Below are 22559 nucleotides of genomic sequence, written 5' to 3'. Positions count from 1 at the left end.
GGGGCGGCTTCGGTCGTCCCGCGTCTCTTCACTGCCAATCCACCCCAAAGCCCGGTTCGCGCCGGGCTTGTTGCATTCTGGAGGCTCTCGTGCCGCTCTTCACCATTGAGACGACCTATCGTCTGCCGATCTACCGGCAGCGAAACTACGAAGCCGAAACGCTCGGCCAAGCCTGCGATCTCGCGATCGCCGACGAGGACTGGGACGACAAGAAGTCGGACGTTGAAACGTCCGGCGACACCTATGTCACCGGCGTCTGGGAAGGCCGCGACGCCGCCTATATCGGCCACGCCCTGCCGATCCCGTCACGTTTCGGCGAGCAGGTCCAGCGCAAGGCGGATCACTTCGAGCTGCTGCTCGGTCAGCTCAAAATCTTGGCCCACGTTCCGGAGGGCGGCTCAGCCGATGTCGAGCTTTGGCGCCGACGGGCGAACGCTGCCATCGCGAAGGCAGAGGCCATTCTCGCGGGCGAAAACGATCCGATCGAGGGAGGTGCGTCATGACGCTATACATCGTCACCGTCGTCGAAGGCGATGCGAGCTACCTCACGGAAGCGGTCGCCGCCGCGAACGGCAATACTGCCTGGCCATGCTGGCAGTTCGGACACTGACGAACGCTCTGTGAAAGGCGCCCCGCCCAGCCGGCGAGGCGCCTTTTCTCATGTGGCCACGGCCACAATACTGAGAGGGAGAGGTCGGCCGGAACGAGTTTGAGCCGGTGCGGTCCGAGAGAGAGCGCCGGCCGGCTCGGCCCGTTCCCGCTCTCCTTAAGGCTCCCTTCATGACCGACCTTTCTCCGATCGCGGCCGACCAGGCCGCGCCGATCTCGCCTGTCCGCGCTCCCGACGGCGCCAGCATCATCATCGCTGCGGCGGAGCAACTCCTCCCGCATCTCGAGCGTGGCCGACGCATCGACGCCGCAATTCTGCGCGCCGCCATGGAAGCGGCCTTCGGCGCATCCGATGCGACGGGCGCCTGGGATTGGAAGATGGCATACGATGCCTGTGAGGCCGCCACCGTCCTGTTCCTACGCAAATACGGAAAGGCGCTGTTCCGCAAAGCCGACTCTCCGGTTTCACGACTTTCCGCTTTGGACAAGATCGCGGGGCTTCTGCCGACCCACACGCGCCGCTCTGTCGAGAGCGAGAGCTTCCAGCAATTTTCGACGCCGATCCCGCTCGGCCTCGCCGCTTTGACTGCGGCCGCCATCACGTTCGCGGACCGCGTGCTGGAGCCGTCCGCGGGCACCGGCCTGCTCGCCATCCTCGCCGAGATCGCCGGCGGCGAGCTCGTGCTGAACGAGCTGGCCGAGACCCGGGCCATGTTGCTCTCCTCCCTCTTTCCGGCCATCTCCGTCACGCGCTTCGACGCAGCCCAAATCGACGATCACCTCGATCCGGCCGTCGTCCCGACTGTCGTGCTGATGAATCCGCCGTTCTCGGCAATGGCGAACGTTTCCGGCCGCATGGCCGACGCTGCATACCGTCACATCGCCTCGGCCTTGGCTCGTCTCGCCGACGGCGGCCGGCTCGTCACGATCACCGGCGCAAACGTCTCACCCGAAGCCTCGGCTTGGCGGGACGCGTTCGCCCGGTTGCAGGAACGCGGCCGCGTGGTGTTCACCGCCGCGATCGCCGGCGCGGTCTACGCCAGGCACGGCACGACGATCGAGACGCAGTTGACCGTTATCGACAAGGCGCCGGCCGATGATCCGCACGCGTTCCCGGAGTCGCCGGGAATAGCGCCCGACGTCGCGACGCTGCTCCGGTGGATCGGCGAACACCTTCCACCTCGCCCGACCGTCGCATCGGCCCGCGCGCTTCCCAAGTCAACCTCGCCGGAGCCTCGCAACGTGCGCGGCTATCTCGCACGTGCCGCCGCACAGCCGGCCAAGACGTCGGTCACCGATCCCGAAGCCGTTGACCTCGCCTATGAGACAGTCGACTGGACGCCACCCGAGGGCGCGCGCCTCAGCGACGCCATCTACGAGGTATACCGGCTTCAGTCGATCCGGATTGCCGGCGCGCAGGTGCATCCAACCAAGCTGGTGCAGTCGGCCGCGATGGCCTCTGTCGCGCCGCCGAAGCCGAGCTATCGGCCGCGCCTGCCGGCGAACCTCGTCAGCGACGGCATCCTGTCCGACGCCCAGCTCGAGACGCTGATCTATGCCGGCGAGGCGCATGGCGACTACCTTGCTGGCGCTTGGACGGTGGACGAGACCTTCGACCTTGTCACAGCTGCCTGCGACGACGCGCCGAACGCTGTCCGCTTCCGCCGGGGCTTCATGCTCGGCGATGGGACCGGCGCCGGCAAGGGGCGCCAGTCCGCCGGGATCATTCTCGACAACTGGCTGCGGGGCCGGCGCAAGGCAGTCTGGATCTCAAAGTCCGACAAGCTGCTGGAGGACGCGCAGCGCGACTGGTCGGCGCTTGGCATGGAGCGGCTGCTGGTCACGCCACTCTCGCGCTTCCCTCAAGGCCGCGAGATCCGGTTGGCCGAAGGCATCCTATTTTTAACCTACGCTACGCTGCGGTCCGACGACCGCGGCGAGAAGCTATCGCGCGTCCGCCAAATCGTTGAATGGTTGGGAGCCGACTTCGACGGAGCGATCATTTTCGACGAGAGCCATGCCATGCAGAACGCCGGTGGCGGCAAGGGAGAGCGGGGCGATGTCGGCCCCTCGCAGCAGGGTCGCGCCGGCTTGCGCCTGCAGCACGCGCTGCCCAACGCCCGCGTCGTCTATGTCTCGGCGACCGGCGCCACCACCGTCCACAATCTCGCCTACGCCCAGCGGCTCGGCCTGTGGGGCGGGGAGGATTTTCCGTTCGCTACCCGCGCCGAGTTCGTCGAGGCGATCGAGGAGGGTGGCGTCGCGGCGATGGAGGTCCTGGCCCGGGACCTGCGCGCGCTCGGCCTCTACACCGCTCGCTCGCTCTCTTACGACGGTGTCGAATACGAACTCGTCGAGCACCAGCTCACCGATGAGCAGCGCCAAATCTACGACGCTTATGCTGGCGCGTTCGCCGTCATCCACAATCACCTCGATGCAGCGATGCAGGCCGCCAACATCACCGGCGAGACCGGCACGCTCAATCGCCAGGCCAAATCGGCCGCGCGCTCGGCCTTCGAGTCGGCCAAGCAGCGATTCTTCGGTCATCTGCTCACCAGCATGAAAACGCCGACCCTGGTTCGCTCCATCGAGCGGGACCTGGCCGACGGCCATGCCGCGGTGATCCAGATCGTGTCGACCGGCGAGGCGCTGATGGAGCGGCGGCTCGCCGAGATCCCGACCGAAGAGTGGAACGACGTTCGCGTCGACATCACGCCGCGCGAATACGTTCTCGACTACCTCGCCCATTCCTTTCCAGTGCAGCTCTATGAGCCCTTCACCGACAGCGAGGGCAATCTCTCGTCGCGGCCCGTCGTTCGCAATGGCCAGCCGGTCGAGAGCCGCGAGGCCGTCGCCCGCCGCAATGAGCTGATCGAGCGGCTCGCTTCGCTTCCGCCTGTTCCCGGCGCGCTCGACCAGATCGTGCAGCGCTTCGGCACGGACCTCGTTGCGGAGGTGACCGGACGTTCGCGGCGCGTGGTGCGCAGGGGTGACCGCCTCGCCGTCGAGAACCGTGCCGCCTCCGCCAATCTCGCCGAGACCGCCGCCTTCATGGATGACCTGAAGCGCGTGCTGGTGTTCTCGGACGCCGGTGGCACCGGGCGCAGCTATCACGCCGAGCTGTCAGCGCGGAATCGGCGACTGCGCGTCCACTATTTGCTCGAACCCGGCTGGAAGGCCGACGCCGCGATCCAGGGTCTCGGTCGAACAAACCGCACCAACCAGGCGCAACCGCCGCTCTTCCGTCCGATCGCAACCGACGTGAAGGCGGAGAAGCGCTTCCTCTCGACCATCGCTCGTCGCCTTGACACCCTGGGCGCCATCACGCGCGGCCAGCGCCAGACCGGCGGCCAGGGCCTGTTCCGGCCCGAGGACAATTTGGAGAGCCACTACGCTCGAGATGCGCTGCGCCAGCTCTACCTGCTGCTCGTGCGCGGCAAGGTCGAGGGCTGCTCGCTCCAGACGTTCGAGGCCGCCACGGGCCTAAAGCTCATGGACGTGAACGGCATCAAGGACGACTTGCCGCCGATCACCACGTTCCTGAACCGGCTGCTCGCACTCACCATCGACCTGCAAGGTGTGCTGTTCACGGCCTTCGAGCAGCTCCTCAACGCCAAGGTCGAGGGTGCCATCGCGAGCGGCGTCTACGATGTTGGCCTCGAGACACTGCAGGCTGATAGCTTCCTCATCACCGACCGGCGCGCGATCTACACGCATCCTGCCACCGGCGCGGAAACCCGGCTGCTCACCATCACCGAACGCCGCCGCAATCGTCCTATGACGCTGGATCAAGCGCTCGATTGTCTCGCCGATTCTCGCGCGGTGCTGCTGGTCAACGAGCGCTCAGGCCAGGCCGCGGTGCAGATGCCCGCACCGAGCCTCATGCTCGATGACGGCGAGATCGAACGCCGCGTGCGGCTGATCCGGCCGATGGAGCATCAACATGTTTCTCTGAAGATGATGGATGAGAGCCACTGGCAGCCGGCGGATCGCGAGACATTCGCCGTAGCATGGAACGGCGAAGTCACCGACGTGCCGGAGTTCGCCGAGAGCACGCTCCACATCGTCGCCGGCCTGCTGCTGCCGATATGGAAGCGGCTCCCGAACGGCTCGACGCGGGTTTATCGGCTTCAGACCGACGGGGGCGAGCGCATCATTGGTCGCAGGGTTACGTCGGCCTGGGCGGCGAACGCTTCCGTGACCGGGACCACCAGTTTGAGCCCCGATGAAGCTTACTCAGCGCTGATGGAGGGCCGAATCGTCCTTGACCTTGCCGAGGGCCTGCAGCTCCGCCGCGTGCGCGTGATGGGTGCCCACCGCATCGAGCTATCCGGCTTCACCGATACGATGCGTGACCGGCTGCGCGCCTACGGCCTCTTCAGCGAGATCATCTCGTGGAAATTGCGCATGTTCGTGCGGGCTGATGCGAATGGCGCCGGGGTGTTGGCGAAGGTGCTCGACCACTATCCGATCGAGCGCATCGTCGAGCGGGAGGCGGCCTGATGGCCCGCGACAACGCCTCCGAACTGGCCCGCCGTCTTGCGCGCGACGCCGAGGCGGTGTGCCGCCATTACCTGTCCAATGGGCGGCGCCAGGGCCGTTACTGGATGGTGGGCGACGTTCGCAATACGCCCGGCCGCTCGATGTTCGTGCGGCTCAAGGAGTCCGTTAAGGGACCGGCCGGCAAGTGGACCGACGCCGCCTCGGCCGAACATGGCGATCTCCTCGATGTGATCCGCGAAAGCTGCGGTTTCATCGACTTTCGCGACGTCGCCAATGAGGCACGACGCTTTCTGAGTCTGCCGCGCGTTGAACCGCCTCCAAAGCCCGTGCGCACACCCGGTGCCGCCGGATCGCCGGAAGCGGCGCGGCGATTGTTCGCTATGTCGCAGCCGATCGAGGGCACACTCGTAGAAGCGTATCTCCGCAATCGCGGCATTGCGGCTTTGCACGAAACCGGAAGTCTGCGCTTTCACCCGAGCTGCTACTATCGGCCCGACGAGCACAGTGCGACCGAGACCTGGCCGGCGATGATCGCCGCCGTCACCGATCTCTCCGGCCATCTGACCGGCGCACTTCGCACTTGGCTTGACCCCGGGGGCTTCAGCGAGATGACGCTCGGCAAGGCGCTGATCGACACGCCGAAACGGGCGATGGGCGACCTGCTTGGTCACGCCGTTCGATTTGGCGTAGCTGGCGAAGTCATGGCGGCCGGGGAGGGCATCGAGACGATGCTGTCGCTCCGCTGCGCCTTGCCGACCATGCCGATGGTCGCAGCGCTCTCGGCGGCACATCTCTCCGCCATCCTCCTCCCGGACACGCTCCGCCGGCTGTACATCGCCCGCGACAACGATCCTGCCGGTGACGGCGCCGTGGCAGCCTTGATCGACCGGGCGCAGGAAGCCGGGATCGAGGCGATCGTGATCTCGCCACGGCTTGGCGACTTCAACGAGGATCTTCGCCTGCTCGGATTTGACGCCCTTCGGGTCGCCAGCCGCGTGCAGGTCGTAGCGCAAGATGTTGCCCGTTTCATGGAGCTGGTGGCATAGCCGGAACAGGGTGAGGGCGACGCGCCCGCGTCTCACCGCGAGCCACTGGTCATGCTTCCCTCGGCGCCGGAGAGGACCGCACCCACGGCCTTCTGAGAGGGCGATCGGGCGGCAAGCGGCCCGGACCGGCAACCTCGTGGGCCGACTATTTTCCGTCGGCGGCAGAGCCGCCTTTACATCGCGAGGCAAAATAGCCGGCCCCCGTCGGTCCTCCGCTCCGCTTCGGCCCTCCGCTGCGCTGCGGGTGCAAGTCCGTTCCGCCTGCCGCCTTTGTCGCCATGAAGGCCGCGATGGGCGCGGTCAATCCACCGAAGGAAAGCCGCAATGACCACGGACCACAATGATGATTTCGAGCCGCACCACGGCTCATCCCCGACCGACCAAGTCCTCCAGGAACTCCAGCTCCATGGTTATAGACCCTTCCACGACGAGCCCGATCCCCGGCCGCTTCCCGAAGCAAACGTTCTCGTCGGCAGCATCGCCGACATCTTCGACGCCCTCGTGGTGGCGCTGTCCGACACCCGCCTTGAGCCCGACCTCGAAGACCTGCTCTGGTCGACGGTGAACGTCTTCCACCGCGCCGTCGACAGGATCGAGCGCGAGCTCGACGACAATGAGCTGGCGCAGCAGCGGTCGCAGCGGGAGCAGGACGGCAGCGAGGTCAAGTCCGTCGAGCTGGAGCGACTGACAGCAGAAGGCCAAACGCTGATCGAGCGACGTAACACCTTCGAGCTGATGCGCGACCAGGCCGCCGACCAGTTCGAACGCCAAACCCATTCCGCTTGGCGGCCGCGCAACGGGTCTAAGGTCAACCACCGCAATCTGACCTCCGCGATGATCGACAGCCGCGATTTTCTGACGGCGAAGAAGCGCGCGGACAACCAAGTGCTCCTGCCCACGGGGCCGAAGGTGGCGCTCACCGGTGGACTCGACTTCAACGACCACCGGCTGATCTGGTCCAAGCTCGACCAGGTCCACGCCAAGCACCCGGACATGGTGCTGCTGCACGGCGGATCGCCAAAGGGCGCCGAGCTGATCGCGGCCAAATGGGCCGACAATCGCAAGGTCCCGCAGATCGCCTTCAAGCCCGACTGGACGAAGCACGCCAAGGCCGCGCCGTTCAAGCGCAATGACGCAATGGTCCACGAGCTGCCGATCGGCGTCCTGCACTTCCCAGGCACGGGTATTCAGGACAATCTCGCCGACAAGGCCAAAAAGCTCGGTATCCCGGTTTGGAGCTTCGGCACGGGCGGCGCTTAAGCGCCGCCATCTTCTACCTTCAGTCCTCCGGATAGACGAAGGAATTCAAGGTTGCTGGCGCCAGAACTGAGTGCTGTAATTGTTCAGGTCGCGGGTATGCGGATCGACTGTCGCCTGGAATGTTTTGGGGATCTTGTCTCCGTCATCACCGTCTCTAAAATAGTCCCTGACCGAATAGAGCGCTCCTCTCTTCAGGTGCTCCCACGTTTGATACTGCTTGGACGTTCCTGCTCCTGTTTGGCAGCGCTCGGCTTTCGCTTGGGAGCAGGAGTCGTATAGTCGGGACGTGGATCCACGTCATGGACGAAGGTTATGCTGCCGAGCCTCCACTCGTCATCGCCGGTCCGGCGCCACCGATAGCTCACTCTGACACTCAGGCGTTTGTCAAAGCGGTAGGGCGGTATGATCTGGTCATCGACGTGGAAGAGCTGGCCATCCTTCTGTTCCGTTTCCATCCGGCGCTTCATAGCCCGAACTGCGAAGGATAGGTCACGGCCCGCGCGTCGGAGGGTGTCTGCTGTTTCCGCGCGCTTTCGTGGCGCCTTGGCTTCGCGGTGTTCCGTCAAGGCCTGTTCCAAGTAATGGAGTTGCTTTGCAATGTAGGATCCGCAACTCGTGAGAGGGAGACGGTGCAGCTCGCCCAATCGTTCCCCGCGGATGGCTTGCTCGATAACCCTGTCCAGCTCGTTGGTATCGATGGCCGCAAGGACATCTTGTTGATCACGGGGGATATTGATCTCTCCCATATCGCGTCCTCGTTCTGCCTGTTGAGGCTCGAATGGTCGTGACGACTTCGGGCTGCAGACGCGGGCGGGAAGTCAGCCACCGTAAGAATCGCAATGCCTCGACAAATAATATCAGGACAGGTCTAAAAAATCGCAGGCGCTCTCTTTTACTACGGTAGTCGTCCATGATGCTCAGAGGGTAGACGTCCGGCTACAACGCTTCCCTTCCGTCGAAAGTCAATACCTGGGCGTTGCCCTGCGGGCCGCGCTTTCGGCTGCGCCGGAACCACGACGTTGCCGTGTTTCCGCCATTCGGCTTCAATCGCTAACGCGGCCGGGAGGCGGACTGCCCGTATTGGCGATTGGCCCCAATCAGTCCGGCTCGCCAGTAACGGCGATCCGTGCCGCGCGCGCATAGAAGGCCAGCTCGGTATCGCTCTCGATCAGCCCGTCGAGTAGCGCCTTCATGTCATTCTGGTCAGACGTCGATTGAAACGGTCCCGGCTGCCTTTCAATAGCCAGCACCGCAATGGCAAGCGCCTTCTTCACCAGATGCAGTTCGCGTCCCTTGAGCTCCGCCATGGCGCCCACCTCAGCCATCATGCCTATTCGTAAGCGCAGCTTAGCCGAACGATCGGCGTACCGTGAGGAGAACGAGGCTTCGGCTGCAATTGACAGTGTGCTTCGACACGGCTCCTGCCAGCGGACGCCACCCCGTTTCCATGGCGCTGATCCTTGGTCCGGCCAGGAGCCTGACGCCATCAACCCGCGAGGGGTCGGCTTACGCTGAAGCGTGCCGCCGCTTCGCCTTCGCCTACGCGGTGATTGCGGCCCCTGGCCGGACACATCGGGCGCCTGTCGCGCGGGATGGCCCGCCACAGCACAGGAGCCGGATCAATGTCTCAGTCTCTCGCTTTCGCCAATGGCTGGAGCCTCGCCACCACCCTCATGGTTTGCGTCGTCATCTTCCGGGCCGGCACCGGCGGATACGGCGTCATGCCGGCCGCCGAATACGACGGCGATCCTGCTGCCGTCGTCCACGAATTCGATCCCTTTCCATGAGGAGGGAATGCCGTAGCGTGCCGGTTCGGGAGCGGAAGTCCTTTCGGATTTCCGCTCCCGATCACATTCCCTTTCGGCTATGCTCCGGCTTGCGCCGTGGTGGTGGTGGAAGGCGCGACCGTCAGAATTGTATCTCGCGGAGACCACCATGATGATCCTTGGACCACCGCTTGTCATCGTCGGCATCGGCTTCTTGTGCTGGCTCATGCTCACGCTTGCCGTCTTTGCGCTGCCTTTCTTTGTCGGCCTGACGGTTGGCATCTGGGCCTTCGACACCGGTGCCGGTGTGTTCGGCGGTATCTTGATCGGTCTTTCGGCGGGTGGCGCGACCTTCGGCGTTGGACAATTCGCGCTCGGCTTCGTACCGTGGACATGGTTGCGACTGCTGCTCATTCTCCTCTTCGTCGCTCCGGCAACCGTCGCCGGCTACAGCGCCACGCATGGGATCGCTCACATGGTGATGCCGTCGGCGACCTGGCAGATGATCGTCTCGGTCGTCGGCGCCATCGCGGTAAGCGTCACGGCGTTCCTGCGCTTCACAGGTCGGGCCGCACCCAGACCAGCCGGACAAGGCATGGTACGAGGCTGATCCCGTCTCAGCAGAAGACGAGGCGAAACCAAATCATACTTCCGATAGCTACGCGGCCGTCGCCGTGTGAAGGCGTGCTGTTGATCGGAGCGGTGAAGCTCAGACCGATCGTCTCTCGAGCCCAGCGCGAGGCGCCCGTGAGCGATGGCGGGCTCAGCCACGCCCAAGCCACGGTGCAATGCCGACTGGTGTAGGTGGGGGGCGTGCCGCCGAGTAATGTTCGTGGAAGCGACTGCCCGTTTTCGGTTCACGCGGGGAGGTTTCGTTCGCCCGTTCTCCTGCCGGATCCCAAGTTGGCGCATACGTCGCCACGTTCTCCTTGATGCCAGCTCTGTTTAGATCGAGCGCACCGAACGGCCTCTTCGATGGATTGATCTGGCCGAAGGCCGGCTGAAGCCTCGACCGCCTATGGCGCAACAGCGGCGTCAAAACTTTCTTCCCCTGCCAGCTGCGCCGTCATTCCTCGCGAGACAAGAAAGCTCCTCCTTTGCTGTCGAGCCCCTTCGGGGTGCGCCGTCGATCGCCTCCGGCCCTGTCGATCACCATCGAGGCCGCAAGGTGCGGGCTCGGAAAACAGAGATCAAGGAGAACTACCATGGCGACCATCGGCACCTTCAAGAAGACCGGCAACAACGAGTTCACCGGCGAAATCGTCACCCTCTCGCTCCAGGCGAGGAACGTCCGGATCGTTCCCGAAACCAGCCGCTCGGGCGACAACGCACCCAGCCACCGGGTCTATGTCGGCCGAGTTGAGATCGGGGCCGGCTGGTCCAAGCGCTCCAACGAGGGCCGCGACTATCTGGGTCTCAAGCTCGACGATCCGAGCTTCACCGCTCCGATCTTCGCCAACCTCTTCGACGACGAGGAGGGTGAGAGCTTCAGCCTGATCTGGTCTCGCCCCACCCGTCGCAACGGCGACTAAGCCGATCCGCAGTGCCTCGTCCGGCTGGTCCGGGCGGGGCATTGCCATGCGCGAGCTGGCCGCGCAGACTTTCAATCAATGACGGCGGATCATGTGCTGACGCTGGAATAGATCCCGGTCAGCGGCTGCGAGCCTGTCGCGCTTTGATTGGCCGTCTTTTATTAGCGCCTCCAAAACGCTATCGACGATGTCTTCCCAGTCGGAACATATCGCGACGAGCCGGTCCAGCACCGTCGGATCCCGCTCGATCTGGCCAAGCGCCTGAGCGCGCCACTGCTCGTTGAAGCTGATGCTCATCAGCCCCAGGCATTCGACGACCGAACTGTCGGGCCGCAAGTGCTCCAACGTCGCCGTCACGATGCCTGTCCATTGTTGGATTAGGCGCCAGCGCTTTGGCTCGGTTCTAGACTCCAACTTCTCTTCCAGAAGGTCAATGAGTGCGAGGAACCGAGTTCGCCAAGGGTGGGGACTGAGATCCACGACATAAGCGTCTACTACTTCGCGAATATCGACCGGCAAGTGCTCGTATAGGGTCGTCATTGTTGCATACTCCGTCTCGCCAACTACGCCGTCCATTGGACCAGAGCAAGCGTCTTTGGAGATAGAGCAGATTTGTGTGAAACCGCCGATCCACCCGTTCGCGACGTAACACCGAGATGATTCCCAATGTGTTAGTGCCACCGCCGAGCACAAACTCATCTTGTCATCGCTCACGATGAGAATGAACCGTCGTTCGTTTGATCAGGTCAGTTGCCTCGACGCCCAGGGCCTTTGCGATTCGGCCCAGCACCGTCACGCTGGCCGACACATCGGCACGCTCGATTGCGCCAACGTAACGGACACTCAGTCCGGCGCGATCGGCTAACTCTTCCTGCGTCATCTTCTTCACATGACGACTCCGACGCAGATTGATCGCCATGACCTCCTTGAGATCCATGGCGACAAGGGAACCCATATCGGAACTATCGTTCCAGGAACGATCGTTCCGATTCGTGTGGCACCATGCTATTCATAAGCTCTGCTGTCGATGTGCCGTAAAGCGCGAACTAGTGCCTTAACTGCGAACTTGTGCCTTAAAACCCGAACTGGACGGAGCAGGGTGAACGGTGTCGATTGAAGAGCCGGCGAGCCCAAACTTCTCTATTCGTCAAGTGCCCCGCTTTCCGCGTGGCGTGCCGCGCGTTCTCTTCTGCAAGAGATCCGCTGCTTCGATTCCTAATTCACGGGCAAGTCGATCGAGCACATCGATGCTGGCTGCATATCGGCAGCGTTCAAGCGAACTGATGTAACCACGATCTATCTCGGCACGATGGGCAAGCTCCTCCTGAGACAGGCCTGCAGCCTGCCGATGCTTTCTCAAATTGCGCGCCAGAATCTCCCGTATCTCCATGGAGACGAGAGAGGTCTATTGAGGAGTATTTCACCACGGAGTATTCTCTACAATCGGCTCTGAGGAACCCCAACGGTCGTACCTGTCGATGTGTCATAAAACCCGAACCGGATGCATGATGAACGGTTGGCGATCAGCGCGGGGGAAGACTCCGCCGGTACAGGCTATGTGCCGCCGAGGGCGTCAGCAGGATGCCGAACCGGATTGCGATCTCGTGCTGGGCGTGCTCAGCACACCATGCGTTCGGCCCTTTGCTGAACCTGGAGACGGATTCCAGCCAGTCCGAGATCACGGCGCGTTGATCCGGGTCCAAGACGCTCAGGTGCATCTGTTCGCTGATGAGCGCGTCGAGGCCATATTCCATTCCCGTTTCGAGCCAACGCTCGACAGTCGTGGTTCGCAGCTTGCTTCGGCGGGCGACTGTCGCGACGTCCATGCCGGCTCGAAGATCGGCAAGCGCTCTCAACCTCTCGCTCGCACCTTGCCGGAACTCCCGCCAGCTGCGTTCCCGCAGCATATCCGCGGTCTCGGGGAGGCTATCCAGCCAGCGCCGCCATTCCACTTCAATCGGGGGCCGGTCGGGCACCGAGCCGGCCAGCAACTTCACGAGTTGGCCGTCGGGCGCGCCACCAACTTTGCCGACGAAGCCGACAAGTTCAGGGAGCGAGGGCGCCCGAACCAGCTCCATCGCCTCCGTCATTCGACCGGGCCATTCTGCGAACAACCAGGCGAGAACGAGCAACGTGCCATAGTTAGATGGCCAGTCGATCTGGAGACGCTGTTCGGGGTCCAGGCCGTTGTCGATCACAATGCGTCGGAACAGCCGTTCACGGGGATGCCGTGCGCGCGAGCGCCACAGCGCGCTCAGCACCAGGTCGACCAACCCAACCAAGGTCGCCCATGTCACCCAGCCGATTCCCGGCAGAGGGCCCGCGCCATCATGCTTCAGACGAAGCAAGCGGGCCTGTATGTCGCTCACCACGGCGAGAGCGGGCGCCGCATGCGAGTCGTCCATCTGCCGTTCGCACCTGGTGCTGGTGCATCGGCCGATTACAACAGGCCGCCACAAGCTCAGACCTGGAAGGTTCAGAGCGGCGCCACATCCTGGGCAATTCGCGGTGAGGTGTGTCAGATGCTTCCGGCACACGGCGACCCAGCCGATCATCCATTCGAGCCGGATGAAGGGAGTTTCATCGGCAGACAGGCAGGCGCTGCATTGCGGGGTCGGCCTGACCGTTGCCGACCTGGCGCGCTGACTCTGGAAGCCGCGTGCTCCGAACCGCTCGTGACGTTCATCCGATCGATCGTGCGCCCAGGCCGTGAGCGTCATGGCTTCGATGCGCTCGGTCGCGAGGCCGGTCCGACGAGCCAGGATGGCGACCTCGGCCGAGCTGGGACGCCGCCACCACTCCGGTCGATGCCGGCTTTCGATCCCAAACGCCTGCAGCGCCGTATCGACGGGTCTCAACCCGAGGCGCTGGCCGAGCCTCGCCAGCCACGAGCAAAGGGCCTCGCCGTCGTTCGGCTCGACGTGCACCGGCAACACGGAAGCGCCGCGGACCGGCCCGCAAGGTTCGACCGCGTAAAGACTAGATCGCAACACGGCGACGATCGGAGGGCCGTGTGAAGCTCATCTCTTCAATTAGCTTCGACGTGATCGCTTCCGCGCCGGTAAGCACAGCGTGCGCCGCCGCGCGCGTCACGATTGCGACGATCTCCCCGAGGACGCCTTCGGAGAGCGCGAAGATCTTGGCTGCAAGCGCGGGACGCGCTAGCCCCGACGGTCTTCGCAACGGCAGCACCGCCTCAAGCGTTCTGAGAAGGCGCAGATATTCGTCATTCTCGGTCCAGACCGGAAGCGGGATAGGTTCGAAGCGGTTGACCAGTTGGTCATCGCTGCGGATTGCACGAAGTGCTTCGGCGGTGCCCACACCGACCAGCGGGATCTGCAGCTCGTTGCCGAGCCAGCGTAGCAGGTTCAATAGCCGACGCTGTTGTATCGGCGCGCCTGACAGCACGTTGTGGAGCTCATCGATCACGAGGAGTTGGACGGCGGTCTGGCGCATGAGGCGGACGGCAAGATCCTGCCGGGCGGCGACCTTATCGCTGCGCCAGGGTTCCATGCCGAACGCATCGAGGATGGCGCCGAAGAAGCGCCGCTCATCGGGCCCGCAAGGCATCTGTACCCTGATCACCGGGATCAAGGCGTTGCCGTCGGCCATGTCTTGCGCCTCCGTGGGAGGGTGCGCGCGCCTGAACTTCTCGACAATCATCGTCTTGCCGTTGTTGGTCGGGCCGACCAGTAGCAGGTTGGGCATCCGCGTCCGTTTCGGGAACGACAGCACATCCTCCATCGCCGCCAGGGCGGCTTCCGCACGTGCATAGGCGATCCAACGATCGGTGCGAATGCGTCGGACGCGTGCCGCAGCGTCTTCGTCGGCCCATGCCGAGTGTTGCAGATGCGGATAGTTGCCTGTCACGACCACTCCTCGACGGGGAGCATCCGTTCGTGCGGTTGGAGCATGTCCGCCTCATCGAACGTGCCATCATCTTCCTGAGCATTCTCGCCGATACGCGCAGCTTCGGACTGACCGCCCTGGATTACCTGGAAGCGGCGTTCGCGCTGACGTCGGGCGCGCTTGCTGGTCCTGACAGCATCGTCGGCGATTGCACGCATGGCGTCGACGGCATTGAAGATCGCGGCTTCGTCGATCAGTGCGCGACCTTCCTCGCGCAGCCGCTTCAAAACCAGCCGGTGCTCCCACAGGCTGATCGGCGGGCGGCGAAGATCGCGATAGGCGACATCGTAGTAGGTGTCGTCAGGTCCCAGCAGGTAGATGCGCGACAGGTCGCGCGGATCGTAGCGCACGATCATCGGTGTGGGCTCGCCGATCCAGGTAGAGAGCACGTCCGCCCAGTAGGCGATGGAGTGGAGCCGCACACCATCGCGACGGACAAGCCGGCGCTCGATCGGCAGGAAGTCGATCAGGAAGCGTCGCGGATCGGCAACCGTAGCCGGCTCACCACGACCGAGCTCGTCACCGTGTCCAGCGATTCCACGACTCCAGGCTTCAATCGGCGGCATGCCGATGCCGCGATGCAGCTGGCGGTGATAGACGCCGGCTATCGCATGCCCCAGCCAACGCTCGACCTCGTAGATTGTCATCGCCGCTGTCTTATCGGGATTTATGTCGCCTTTCTCAGCGACGTTGGAGAAGGTAGTTCCCGGCAACAGATGCACTTTGCCCATCATCGTTCCGATCAGCCGTTCGATGTGGCCTCCATAATGCGGTGTACGGACCGGCCGATAGTCGATCGCGATACCGTACTGTTCGCACCCCCGCTTCAATGCCTCCGACCGGAACTCCTTCGCGTTGTCGAGGTGCAGCCGCTCGGGAACGCCCCGCACCGGCCAAGCGCCATTGATTCCGCTCTCGGCGAGCCAGTTGGTCTTAGGAAGCACAGCGTGAGTGAGACACAGGGCGACGCTCGTCGCCGAAGGCGGCTCGAGCGAGAGATGGAAGCCGGCGATGCAACGGCTGTTGACGTCGATCGCGACCGTCAGCCATGGGCGCTGGATCGGCGCGCGTGTCTCGGAATCGACGACAATCACGTCGACGAGGGTATGATCGATCTGGACGAGGGCGAGCGGGTACTCCGAGCTCAGCGCGCCTTTGACTGGCGCGTAGCGATCGCGTGCCGCCTTGCGCCCTTCGCGCTTGCCCAGCACGTCTCCGGCTTTCCGGGCGCGCAGCCGGGCGGTGATCGCTTTGCGGCTTGGAGGCGCGAGCCCGCCGGCGACGCAACCGCGCCGGACCTCGTCGGTCAGCTCGACGAGCCGAACCCGCTGCCGGGTGAGATAGACATCGTCGATCGTCGCCTCGATCAACGCTTCCACCGCCGGGTCGAGGAGAGTCGTACCGACCTTGCGGCCTCGCGGCTGTGGCAGCAGGCTCGTGAGGCGTGGATCGAGCAGATACTGACGCAGCAGCGCATAGACACGGGTCGGTCCGCAGCCAAGCTCGCGCGCGGCTGCGACGGTCTTTGCCCGCGTCCGGCAATCGTCCTCGGCCAAGCGGCGGATCACTGCCAGGTAGCGCCGCGCCTCGTTCCACGCTTTGGCACCGACCGTTGTGAGATCGGGAGTGTTCATGCCGGTGTGATCCGGGTATCGCGGCAGATGGGGCTGGCGAGATCGACGCGAAGCTGGCCGCGCGCGATCAGCCGCCAGACAACCGCCAGCGCCGCCTCGCGGCTGGCGGGCAAGGCATCGACCAATGCCTCGAACGTCAGAGACGCCATGTCGGCAGCGGCGGCCAACGCTGTTGCCGCCAGCGTGGAGTCCATCGGCGCCGATCGTAACGGCAGCAATCGCTTGGCGGCGTCGAGCCGCGCGACGCGGATCGCGCTCTCGGTCACGACACGGAACTGCAGGTCACGGGCCGCAGCCCAGCGCCGCGCGGCGCTGAACGCCGGCCGAAGCCGCTCCCATTGTGCACGCAGGTCAGCGCGATACTTGATCTCGACAAGGCTCCCTGTTCCGCCGCTCGACTTCACCAGGAAATCGGGCGTGTACCGCCTCGCGCGCCCATCATGCTCGAAGCGGATCGTGACCGGCTGCGAGGTGATCTCCGCGCCAGCATCATCGAACAGGGTCAGCGTAACGAAGTCCCGCTCCAGCGCGCTTTCGTGCTCTACGCAGCCGGTCGATGCCGGCTGGAAGCCGGTCACATGCGACCTTCTGCTGAGGGGGATGCGTCGCAAACGGAACTCCACTTGGCGTGAATCTCAGTTCGCATTTGCGGCACATTCTCTGGCCGATTCGCACTTACGGCGCAATTCCCCCAGTCCAAGGTTGTGGAAAAGTCTCGGGAATCTCACCCGACCGATTCACGAATTAAGGAGCGCCGACATCTGCCCAAGGCATGTTTGCCGTTTGGGGGGAGCACCGCGATGCAGTCTGCGCATCGCGTGAAGGTCGCGTGACAATTCGCAGCTTGCAAAGTTCCGCAGCCAAATGAATGTCTCATGTTGCTTTGATGCTGAGGGGGGATGATTGCAATGAACGAAGCGCCGTTTCAGGACCAGCCGCCACAAACCGATCGTGTGAACGCCTATGACGAGCAGCATCTCGCGATCTATGTTCAGCTGTTAATGGCTGAAGAAGAGGGCGCCGACTGGCGCGAGGTCGTCCAGGTGATCTTCGGTCTCGACCCTGCCCGAGAACCGGACCGTGCCAAAATCGTCCATGATAGCCATCTCGCACGTGCCCGATGGATGACGGAAGCCGGATATAGGCATCTGTTGGAACCGCGAATGCAGTGACCGCGGTCGACAGTCACGCAAATTGTGATCCTAGGTGATGCAACCTATGGGTCTAGTCTGCCGGGCCGTCTTTCGAGACGGTGGTGTGTCCGTCCTCCGGGACGACAGAACAAGAAAAGCAAGAGGATGCACCCATGCCCACACAGTATTGGCGCTCGCCGGAGACGATCGAGCGCCTGAAGCGGCTCGAGCGCCCGGGATTCGCCCTTGAGTTCCTGCGCCGCAACGCTGACTACCGCCGCGACTTCGCCCGCACACAGCATCAGATCGCGCGCGGCGGCGTTGATCCCGAGACCGCCCGTTCCAGTCTAGCACGTCGTTGGGGGTTGCGGTTTCGCCCATAACCCAGCCTCTCCCGTTGGGCTCGAACCAACCATATGGCTCCCCGAGCTATCACCGGGCACACTGATCCTCGCGCCGGCGCCGTCCGGCTTCGATACCATCCATTCGATTGACAACAATGCCTTCGGGCAGCCGTTCGTGGAGCGAACGGATGCCGACGGTCGCGAACTGGTGATCGCGGACGGATCGAGTGAACTTCATGTCCGCTTGCAGGACGAGCGGGCCGCGCGACGTCCTGCCGTGCTTCTGCCGCTCGACAGCATGTCCGAATTGCGGCTCGAGGTCGCGCTACATTTCGTCCGCCGCCTTGGGGGCCAGCGTATCGGTCTTTTGCCGGCGGCCCTCCGGCTGACGTCCTTTCAGAAAGGCCGATTGATCCAGCTCCTTCACGCCTTCGACGTTCACGAGTCTGGCGGCCGCCCCCGAGACGTGGCAGCGAAGGTGCTCGCCTCCGACCACGCCCAGCTTCCGTCCGTCGAGTGGAAGGATTCACACGCCCGCCGCAAGGCCAACCGTCTCATCCATGATTCAATTGCCTTGGTCGAGCGAGGCTACCTGAAACTCCTGCGCGGCCTCTGACCGGTCAGTCGACCCTCTAAACCTGTTTCTTCGGTCAAGACCGGCTTCGCCTCTCCGGTGCGCCTTGCCAACTTGGATTTGTCGATAAGCAACATCACGCCGCACATCTTGCCACACCGCTGCGATTTGGCTGATGAAAAGCGGCGTTAGCACGTGGGACGCAGCCGGATTTTGGGAATGAGCGAACAGATGGTTCGGGAAACATACGGTCACCATCATCCCGACTAGCCGTGTGAGACTTGCGCTTCCATCTCGCGCTCAAGAAATTCGTTCGCAATCAACAACGCCTTCACAGCTTCGCGTGCGTCACCGTCGCAAGCTGCGATTGCTTGATCGGCAGCCGCTTTCAATGCCTGCGCATCCGACTGTAGTTTGAGAGTCGCTGCCTCGGACACCTTCAGCCCATTCTTTTGCTGCCTGGCTAATGTTCTCATTATGTTCTATATTCGTCAAGGGAGGCTTGTGAGTGCAGCAGGCAGCCTCGAAATTGATGCCTTGGCTACGCTGGAAGTGCGGAGTCCGGACTAGCGCCAGCTCAGAACGTGCAGGTAAGATCGCTGCATGGGGAATCTCTACAGCCGAGTTTTGCAGCCAGCCAATACCCTTCTTAGCCTTGGAAGCTGGGCGTGGTGGGTCATCTCTGCTATCACTGGTCTCACAGCGGCGGCGGTGATCGCATGGGCCAGTACGACCTGGGACTGGTATTGGTCGACCTTCCACATGGCGGGAGCAGCTATAGCGTTTTTGACCGCTTGGGTGCTCTTGGCGGTGGGGTTCCTCTTGCTCGGTATAGCGGTCCGCGTTTGGCGTGCTGAGCAAGCCCCAGTTCAAGTTGACTCTCCCAAAATTCCGCAACTAAACGGTCCCGCTCTGGCGTCGGACGACAAGATTCCTCCTCCCACGGTTACCCAGTCGCCGCCGACTTTAGCGGTGGGCCTCTACGTCGGTGAAATACGAGTTATGTTGGATGACTTGGGGAAAAATAGACGTTGTGAATTAACGATCCGGGTCTTCAACGGAACGGGAGGCGCTGTTGAATTTGAAAAGCTAGCGGGGAACATCAAATTTGATGCCCCAAATAACACCGATCCAGAGCGAAGAGGCACATTACCAACGCCGACCCTAAGGCATGACGTGGCGAAAGTTGTTTACCCGCTACAAGAATGGCTTTTCATTTTGGAGCAACACGTTCCTGCTTCGGAAGCGGATAGTTTAGTCGCGATGCTTCAAGCCGACATTCCAATCCATTTCGACCTCACGGGACTTGCAATGTACGTCTTTGCACAAGGCAAACCAGATGAGGTTGAGCGCCTTTCGTTGTGGGATGGCATCAGTTGCAGGCGCGGAATTCACTTTGGCAGGATCATAAACGCAACTGTCAATATAGGTGGCGTCAGTTCCGGCACACAGATCGGTGGCTAGTCCGCGGTGGGCTCGCGCTCAATTGTACGGCGGACCAAGCTGTCGGGTTTTCTCGGGATGGAAAGCAGTGGGTGCAATCAAGCTTTGATGTAAAGCGGGGCGAGTTTCTTGTCGAAGAATTCCCAAGGCCGTTTACGCTCGATGGCAAGCAGTAGAGTTATGCGGTTAAGTTGATCGGTTCTGGAACTACTCAGCCGGTCTGCACACGAACGAAAAAAGGGCAAACTAGCAACAGGATCGTGTGCGGCAGTATGAGGCAAGGATTTACGATGGACGCGATCACACTTCGGTATGAGATGCTAGACGGGCGCGGGTACATCGAGGGTGATACACCTGAACATTCTCCGTCTTTAAGCTTAGGAAGATGCGAGAAGCTGCGATAGTCCCCTCATGTCCGGAGCGGGACGATGATCTTGCCCCGATTTTTGCTTTGACGATTTTCCTGTCGAGTGCTCCCGCGTTGCCAGCGGACCTGGCTAGGCAAGCGTCCGTTATCATGGCGACGCGAGCTTGCAAAGGGGGCTTGAATGTCAGACCGTGAAACGCTGGTTGCCGCTCTCAAGCAAGCCGTCTCAGCGTACGAAGCGAAGCACGGCCATCATACGCTATTGGCTCGCCCGCAGCCCGACCGGGAAATTCTTGGTCCGGTTGAGGCAGCCATCGATCAATGCACAGCGTATCAGGAAGTTGCGGGTCACGTATTGTATACAGCCAACGGCGGTCGCGTGATTAGCTCTGGTGGCCTCAGATTGCCGGTCTTTCAACGAGCCCAGTATAAAGTTGCCGAAGCGGCCGACTGGTTATTACGATTGCTGTCCTTGCGTTCGGCCAACGGAAGCTTTCGGAGCGCTATATGGGGCATCTCAATAACTGAGGAAATTCGACTGTCGGACTCTGTACGACTGGTGCCTTTTGCAGCACTGACAGAATCCTACATGAAAACGCACGTTACGAACCGCGCGAGGCGGCAATACGATGAGGCCGCTTGGGTATCGACGAGTCTTTTTGGCATCCCGGCGGCCGCCTTTATTATCGATGCCCCAGACTTCCCATACATTCGAACGGACAATGCATCGTTTCTAGAATTTGATCGATTGCAGCACGAGGCGATGACTTTTTGGATTGTCTTGGAGGCCGCTTCAGTCGGAAGCCCGCTCGCGTTCGGTTACTGGTTCGAATACGACGACGAAGAGATAGACATTGCAGTCTGGGAAAATTGGCTTACGTGGACTTTTCCCGAAGTGTCGCCGCGAATAGGCGCGCCGGTCGGTGTCGATGCGCAAACGATTCTAGATGACACTCGCAGATTCTTGGCGCTTCCCGAGCACTTTCAATCTGATCTGCGGCGGTCGATGAATCGTTTTATGCTCAGCAAATGCCGAACGCAGTTGATCGATAGGATTCTTGACCTCGCCCTTGCGTTCGAGATCGCTGTTAGTGGCGAGAGCGAAAGCTGGACAGCGATAAGCTGGAAAGTTGCGGTTCGCACCGCTCAAGCGATTGGGGGCACGCTCGATTGGCGTCGAACCGTTAGGCGAAAAGTCGGCCAGCTCTATGACCTTCGAAGCAAGGCCACGCACGGCGGCAGCTTAGGGTCGGATGAGTACGCCAGAAATGTTCAACTCATCGAAGAGTGTTCAGGTATCTTCAGGCAGCTATTGCGAAGCTTCTTCGATATGGGCGCTAAGCCGGATTGGCGCATTCTGGAACTCGAACCACGACGCCGGGAGCCATAAGCATATGCATGGCGCGTGGAAGGTTGCGACCGCAGAGCACGAAGAGCTTTTGACAGCATTACAGTCGGCACTCGGACCGAGCTATGTCCCGCTTCTCATCGGTATCGATGGGGCCGGAGGTGTGGGAAAGACACACTTGTCTAACTGGCTAGGGTGGCAACTCGGTCTGCCGGTCATCCACCTTGATCTGTTCACGATACGGAGTGATGTGCCTGCACCAATCGCGCGGCGTGACGCGGACTTAGACCGCTGCATTAAAGCACGCGGGAAGGCCCCGCTTATCGTTGAGGGCGTTTTGCTGTTGGATGCGTTGGCTGAGGTCGACCGCAACCCGGACTTCTTGGCTTTCCTCGATGAGCCGTCAGTGAAAAGAGTTCGACCACCTGATAGCGATTTGATCGATACGCGAGAGCATTCCCTGGCGAATCAAGTTCGCGCCTATTGCTCTCGACGCTCTCCGGCAGATCAAGCCGATTTCAGGTTAAAAGGTTATCGCGAGGACGAACACGGGTTGAAGGTCTAACGCAGCAGCTGGGGGGTAACGATGGCAGATGGAGGCTTAGCCGCGACTGTTGGCGTGGTTGGCGGTATCGTTGGTCTGATCGGCGGCCTGATGTCATTCGGGGACCGGTTCTATAAGGGAAGGCCGATTGCGTCGCTCACCACCGGCACTTCCGGCGACCAAAAGCTGGTTTTCGTCAGAATCAAGAACACAACTAACTATGACGTTATGATCAAAAGAGCGACGGAGCGGCGGCAAGTTTATTTTCTGACCGAAGATTTCGAGATTGGTAATCTTTTAAGGGGCCAGACAGAGGGAATGTTTCGCCCGTTCATGCTCAAGCCGGGCGATAGCAAAGACCTACTAATCAGGCCGAAGTTTAAGGACGGAGTAGCGGTCGAAGCTATGGGTAATCGGCATATTGATTTCTGGCTTTACTGGCGGCGCGGCAAGATCGTGTCCCCTAGCGTGGTGTAGGTGGCGGCGGGTCACCGCGTTCGCCGGCGAGAGCCGGGCTGGTCAGCTGGCGATCGCCGGAAGGCTGACG

24 protein-coding genes are annotated in these 22559 nt (G+C 62.2%); 14 read left to right on the top strand and 10 right to left on the bottom strand.

Going from position 1 to position 22559, the window contains the following annotated elements; all coding sequences use genetic code 11:
• The first annotated feature begins 89 nt into the window (after positions 1-89).
• The 4 genes from FBZ93_RS39575 (at position 90) to FBZ93_RS39560 (ending at position 7418) form a co-directional block, all read left to right on the top strand.
• Positions 90-503: a hypothetical protein gene (locus FBZ93_RS39575; protein WP_146993120.1), complete on the top strand. Its 414-nt coding sequence runs from the start codon at positions 90-92 to the stop codon at positions 501-503.
• 277 nt (positions 504-780) lie between these two features.
• Positions 781-5112 (top strand): strawberry notch family protein, encoded by a 4332-nt coding sequence (locus tag FBZ93_RS39570; RefSeq protein ID WP_146993119.1) that lies wholly within the window; start codon positions 781-783, stop codon positions 5110-5112.
• Positions 5112-6158: a DUF7146 domain-containing protein gene (locus FBZ93_RS39565; protein WP_146993118.1), complete on the top strand. Its 1047-nt coding sequence runs from the start codon at positions 5112-5114 to the stop codon at positions 6156-6158. Before FBZ93_RS39570 ends, FBZ93_RS39565 begins: the two co-directional genes overlap by 1 nt.
• 324 nt (positions 6159-6482) lie before the next feature.
• Complete coding sequence (locus FBZ93_RS39560) at positions 6483-7418, top strand: DUF2493 domain-containing protein (RefSeq protein WP_146993117.1); 936 nt, start codon at positions 6483-6485, stop codon at positions 7416-7418.
• 191 nt (positions 7419-7609) lie between these two features.
• Here the strand turns inward: FBZ93_RS39560 and FBZ93_RS39555 are convergent, their stop codons facing one another.
• Entirely contained in the window at positions 7610-8164 is a 555-nt protein-coding gene (locus FBZ93_RS39555) for a hypothetical protein (protein ID WP_246667850.1), read from the bottom strand.
• Between the two features lie 351 nt (positions 8165-8515).
• Positions 8516-8725, bottom strand: coding sequence for a hypothetical protein (locus FBZ93_RS39550; RefSeq protein ID WP_146993116.1), 210 nt, complete (start codon positions 8723-8725; stop codon positions 8516-8518).
• Positions 8726-9040: 315 nt separating this feature from the next.
• Here FBZ93_RS39550 and FBZ93_RS41025 point away from each other — a divergent pair, with 315 nt between their 5' ends.
• The 3 genes from FBZ93_RS41025 (at position 9041) to FBZ93_RS39535 (ending at position 10716) form a co-directional block, all read left to right on the top strand.
• A complete protein-coding gene (locus tag FBZ93_RS41025) occupies positions 9041-9205 on the top strand; it encodes a hypothetical protein (protein ID WP_167529453.1) in 165 nt (54 codons plus the stop codon).
• A gap of 148 nt (positions 9206-9353) precedes the next feature.
• A complete protein-coding gene (locus tag FBZ93_RS39545; protein ID WP_146993115.1) occupies positions 9354-9794 on the top strand; it encodes a hypothetical protein in 441 nt (146 codons plus the stop codon).
• Positions 9795-10389: 595 nt separating this feature from the next.
• The gene (locus tag FBZ93_RS39535) at positions 10390-10716 is read left to right on the top strand and encodes a DUF736 domain-containing protein (protein WP_146993114.1); all 327 of its coding nucleotides are present in this window, start codon (positions 10390-10392) and stop codon (positions 10714-10716) included.
• Positions 10717-10791: 75 nt separating this feature from the next.
• Here the strand turns inward: FBZ93_RS39535 and FBZ93_RS39530 are convergent, their stop codons facing one another.
• From FBZ93_RS39530 to FBZ93_RS39500, 7 genes are all read right to left on the bottom strand, one after another.
• On the bottom strand, positions 10792-11256 hold the full coding sequence (locus tag FBZ93_RS39530) for a hypothetical protein (RefSeq protein ID WP_246667849.1): 465 nt from the start codon (positions 11254-11256) through the stop codon (positions 10792-10794).
• 163 nt (positions 11257-11419) lie between these two features.
• A complete protein-coding gene (locus tag FBZ93_RS39525) occupies positions 11420-11653 on the bottom strand; it encodes a helix-turn-helix domain-containing protein (RefSeq protein ID WP_027583920.1) in 234 nt (77 codons plus the stop codon).
• A 210-nt stretch (positions 11654-11863) separates the two neighbouring features.
• Positions 11864-12106 (bottom strand): helix-turn-helix domain-containing protein, encoded by a 243-nt coding sequence (locus FBZ93_RS39520; RefSeq protein ID WP_146993112.1) that lies wholly within the window; start codon positions 12104-12106, stop codon positions 11864-11866.
• 133 nt (positions 12107-12239) lie between these two features.
• Positions 12240-13643 carry a TniQ family protein gene (locus FBZ93_RS39515; RefSeq protein ID WP_246667852.1) on the bottom strand — a complete coding sequence of 468 codons (1404 nt, stop codon included), beginning with the start codon at positions 13641-13643 and terminating at the stop codon, positions 12240-12242.
• A 52-nt stretch (positions 13644-13695) separates the two neighbouring features.
• The gene (locus FBZ93_RS39510; RefSeq protein WP_146993110.1) at positions 13696-14586 is read right to left on the bottom strand and encodes a TniB family NTP-binding protein; all 891 of its coding nucleotides are present in this window, start codon (positions 14584-14586) and stop codon (positions 13696-13698) included.
• Positions 14583-16259, bottom strand: a complete 1677-nt coding sequence (locus tag FBZ93_RS39505; RefSeq protein WP_146993109.1) for a Mu transposase C-terminal domain-containing protein — start codon at positions 16257-16259, stop codon at positions 14583-14585. The genes FBZ93_RS39510 and FBZ93_RS39505 overlap by 4 nt, the downstream gene beginning before the upstream one ends.
• The gene (locus FBZ93_RS39500) at positions 16256-16837 is read right to left on the bottom strand and encodes a Tn7 transposase TnsA N-terminal domain-containing protein (protein ID WP_246667848.1); all 582 of its coding nucleotides are present in this window, start codon (positions 16835-16837) and stop codon (positions 16256-16258) included. The genes FBZ93_RS39505 and FBZ93_RS39500 overlap by 4 nt, the downstream gene beginning before the upstream one ends.
• A 330-nt stretch (positions 16838-17167) precedes the next feature.
• On the opposite strand from FBZ93_RS39500, the gene FBZ93_RS39495 reads away from it, so the two are divergent.
• The 3 genes from FBZ93_RS39495 to FBZ93_RS39485 all read left to right on the top strand — a co-directional run bounded on the left by FBZ93_RS39495 (position 17168) and on the right by FBZ93_RS39485 (position 18352).
• On the top strand, positions 17168-17431 hold the full coding sequence (locus FBZ93_RS39495; RefSeq protein WP_146993107.1) for a DNA -binding domain-containing protein: 264 nt from the start codon (positions 17168-17170) through the stop codon (positions 17429-17431).
• 134 nt (positions 17432-17565) lie between these two features.
• Positions 17566-17775, top strand: a complete 210-nt coding sequence (locus FBZ93_RS39490) for a transcriptional regulator domain-containing protein (RefSeq protein WP_146993106.1) — start codon at positions 17566-17568, stop codon at positions 17773-17775.
• Positions 17776-17806: 31 nt separating this feature from the next.
• Positions 17807-18352, top strand: coding sequence for a DUF2285 domain-containing protein (locus FBZ93_RS39485; protein ID WP_433995484.1), 546 nt, complete (start codon positions 17807-17809; stop codon positions 18350-18352).
• Between the two features lie 224 nt (positions 18353-18576).
• Here the strand turns inward: FBZ93_RS39485 and FBZ93_RS39480 are convergent, their stop codons facing one another.
• Positions 18577-18786, bottom strand: coding sequence for a hypothetical protein (locus FBZ93_RS39480; protein WP_146993104.1), 210 nt, complete (start codon positions 18784-18786; stop codon positions 18577-18579).
• Positions 18787-18913: 127 nt separating this feature from the next.
• Here FBZ93_RS39480 and FBZ93_RS39475 point away from each other — a divergent pair, with 127 nt between their 5' ends.
• The 4 genes from FBZ93_RS39475 to FBZ93_RS39460 all read left to right on the top strand — a co-directional run bounded on the left by FBZ93_RS39475 (position 18914) and on the right by FBZ93_RS39460 (position 22489).
• Positions 18914-19774, top strand: coding sequence for a hypothetical protein (locus FBZ93_RS39475; RefSeq protein ID WP_146993103.1), 861 nt, complete (start codon positions 18914-18916; stop codon positions 19772-19774).
• A 527-nt stretch (positions 19775-20301) separates the two neighbouring features.
• Positions 20302-21510, top strand: a complete 1209-nt coding sequence (locus FBZ93_RS39470) for a HEPN domain-containing protein (protein WP_146993102.1) — start codon at positions 20302-20304, stop codon at positions 21508-21510.
• A 4-nt stretch (positions 21511-21514) separates the two neighbouring features.
• Positions 21515-22033, top strand: coding sequence for a hypothetical protein (locus FBZ93_RS39465; protein WP_146993101.1), 519 nt, complete (start codon positions 21515-21517; stop codon positions 22031-22033).
• Positions 22034-22054: 21 nt separating this feature from the next.
• Positions 22055-22489, top strand: coding sequence for a hypothetical protein (locus FBZ93_RS39460; protein WP_146993100.1), 435 nt, complete (start codon positions 22055-22057; stop codon positions 22487-22489).
• Positions 22490-22559: the final 70 nt, after the last annotated feature.

Origin of the sequence: Bradyrhizobium macuxiense (assembly GCF_007993935.1) — a bacterium.
Classification (GTDB): Bacteria; Pseudomonadota; Alphaproteobacteria; order Rhizobiales; family Xanthobacteraceae; genus Bradyrhizobium; species Bradyrhizobium macuxiense_A.
The sequence above is the reverse complement of the archived record's forward strand: the minus strand, read 5'-3'. Positions and strand labels throughout refer to the sequence as shown.

What these genes read in the sequence shown, in the direction of transcription:
- FBZ93_RS41025 (WP_167529453.1), top strand. Translation starts at nt 9,041, where the DNA reads ATGTCTCAGTCTCTCGCTTTCGCCAATGGCTGGAGCCTCGCCACCACC.
- FBZ93_RS39470 (WP_146993102.1), top strand. Translation starts at nt 20,302, where the DNA reads ATGTCAGACCGTGAAACGCTGGTTGCCGCTCTCAAGCAAGCCGTCTCA.
- FBZ93_RS39525 (WP_027583920.1), bottom strand. Translation starts at nt 11,653, where the DNA reads ATGGATCTCAAGGAGGTCATGGCGATCAATCTGCGTCGGAGTCGTCAT.
- FBZ93_RS39475 (WP_146993103.1), top strand. Translation starts at nt 18,914, where the DNA reads ATGGGGAATCTCTACAGCCGAGTTTTGCAGCCAGCCAATACCCTTCTT.
- FBZ93_RS39555 (WP_246667850.1), bottom strand. Translation starts at nt 8,164, where the DNA reads ATGGGAGAGATCAATATCCCCCGTGATCAACAAGATGTCCTTGCGGCC.
- FBZ93_RS39520 (WP_146993112.1), bottom strand. Translation starts at nt 12,106, where the DNA reads ATGGAGATACGGGAGATTCTGGCGCGCAATTTGAGAAAGCATCGGCAG.
- FBZ93_RS39495 (WP_146993107.1), top strand. Translation starts at nt 17,168, where the DNA reads ATGAACGAAGCGCCGTTTCAGGACCAGCCGCCACAAACCGATCGTGTG.
- FBZ93_RS39480 (WP_146993104.1), bottom strand. Translation starts at nt 18,786, where the DNA reads ATGAGAACATTAGCCAGGCAGCAAAAGAATGGGCTGAAGGTGTCCGAG.
- FBZ93_RS39535 (WP_146993114.1), top strand. Translation starts at nt 10,390, where the DNA reads ATGGCGACCATCGGCACCTTCAAGAAGACCGGCAACAACGAGTTCACC.
- FBZ93_RS39530 (WP_246667849.1), bottom strand. Translation starts at nt 11,256, where the DNA reads ATGACGACCCTATACGAGCACTTGCCGGTCGATATTCGCGAAGTAGTA.
- FBZ93_RS39460 (WP_146993100.1), top strand. Translation starts at nt 22,055, where the DNA reads ATGGCAGATGGAGGCTTAGCCGCGACTGTTGGCGTGGTTGGCGGTATC.
- FBZ93_RS39560 (WP_146993117.1), top strand. Translation starts at nt 6,483, where the DNA reads ATGACCACGGACCACAATGATGATTTCGAGCCGCACCACGGCTCATCC.
- FBZ93_RS39490 (WP_146993106.1), top strand. Translation starts at nt 17,566, where the DNA reads ATGCCCACACAGTATTGGCGCTCGCCGGAGACGATCGAGCGCCTGAAG.
- FBZ93_RS39570 (WP_146993119.1), top strand. Translation starts at nt 781, where the DNA reads ATGACCGACCTTTCTCCGATCGCGGCCGACCAGGCCGCGCCGATCTCG.
- FBZ93_RS39505 (WP_146993109.1), bottom strand. Translation starts at nt 16,259, where the DNA reads ATGAACACTCCCGATCTCACAACGGTCGGTGCCAAAGCGTGGAACGAG.
- FBZ93_RS39465 (WP_146993101.1), top strand. Translation starts at nt 21,515, where the DNA reads ATGCATGGCGCGTGGAAGGTTGCGACCGCAGAGCACGAAGAGCTTTTG.
- FBZ93_RS39545 (WP_146993115.1), top strand. Translation starts at nt 9,354, where the DNA reads ATGATGATCCTTGGACCACCGCTTGTCATCGTCGGCATCGGCTTCTTG.
- FBZ93_RS39565 (WP_146993118.1), top strand. Translation starts at nt 5,112, where the DNA reads ATGGCCCGCGACAACGCCTCCGAACTGGCCCGCCGTCTTGCGCGCGAC.
- FBZ93_RS39550 (WP_146993116.1), bottom strand. Translation starts at nt 8,725, where the DNA reads ATGGCGGAGCTCAAGGGACGCGAACTGCATCTGGTGAAGAAGGCGCTT.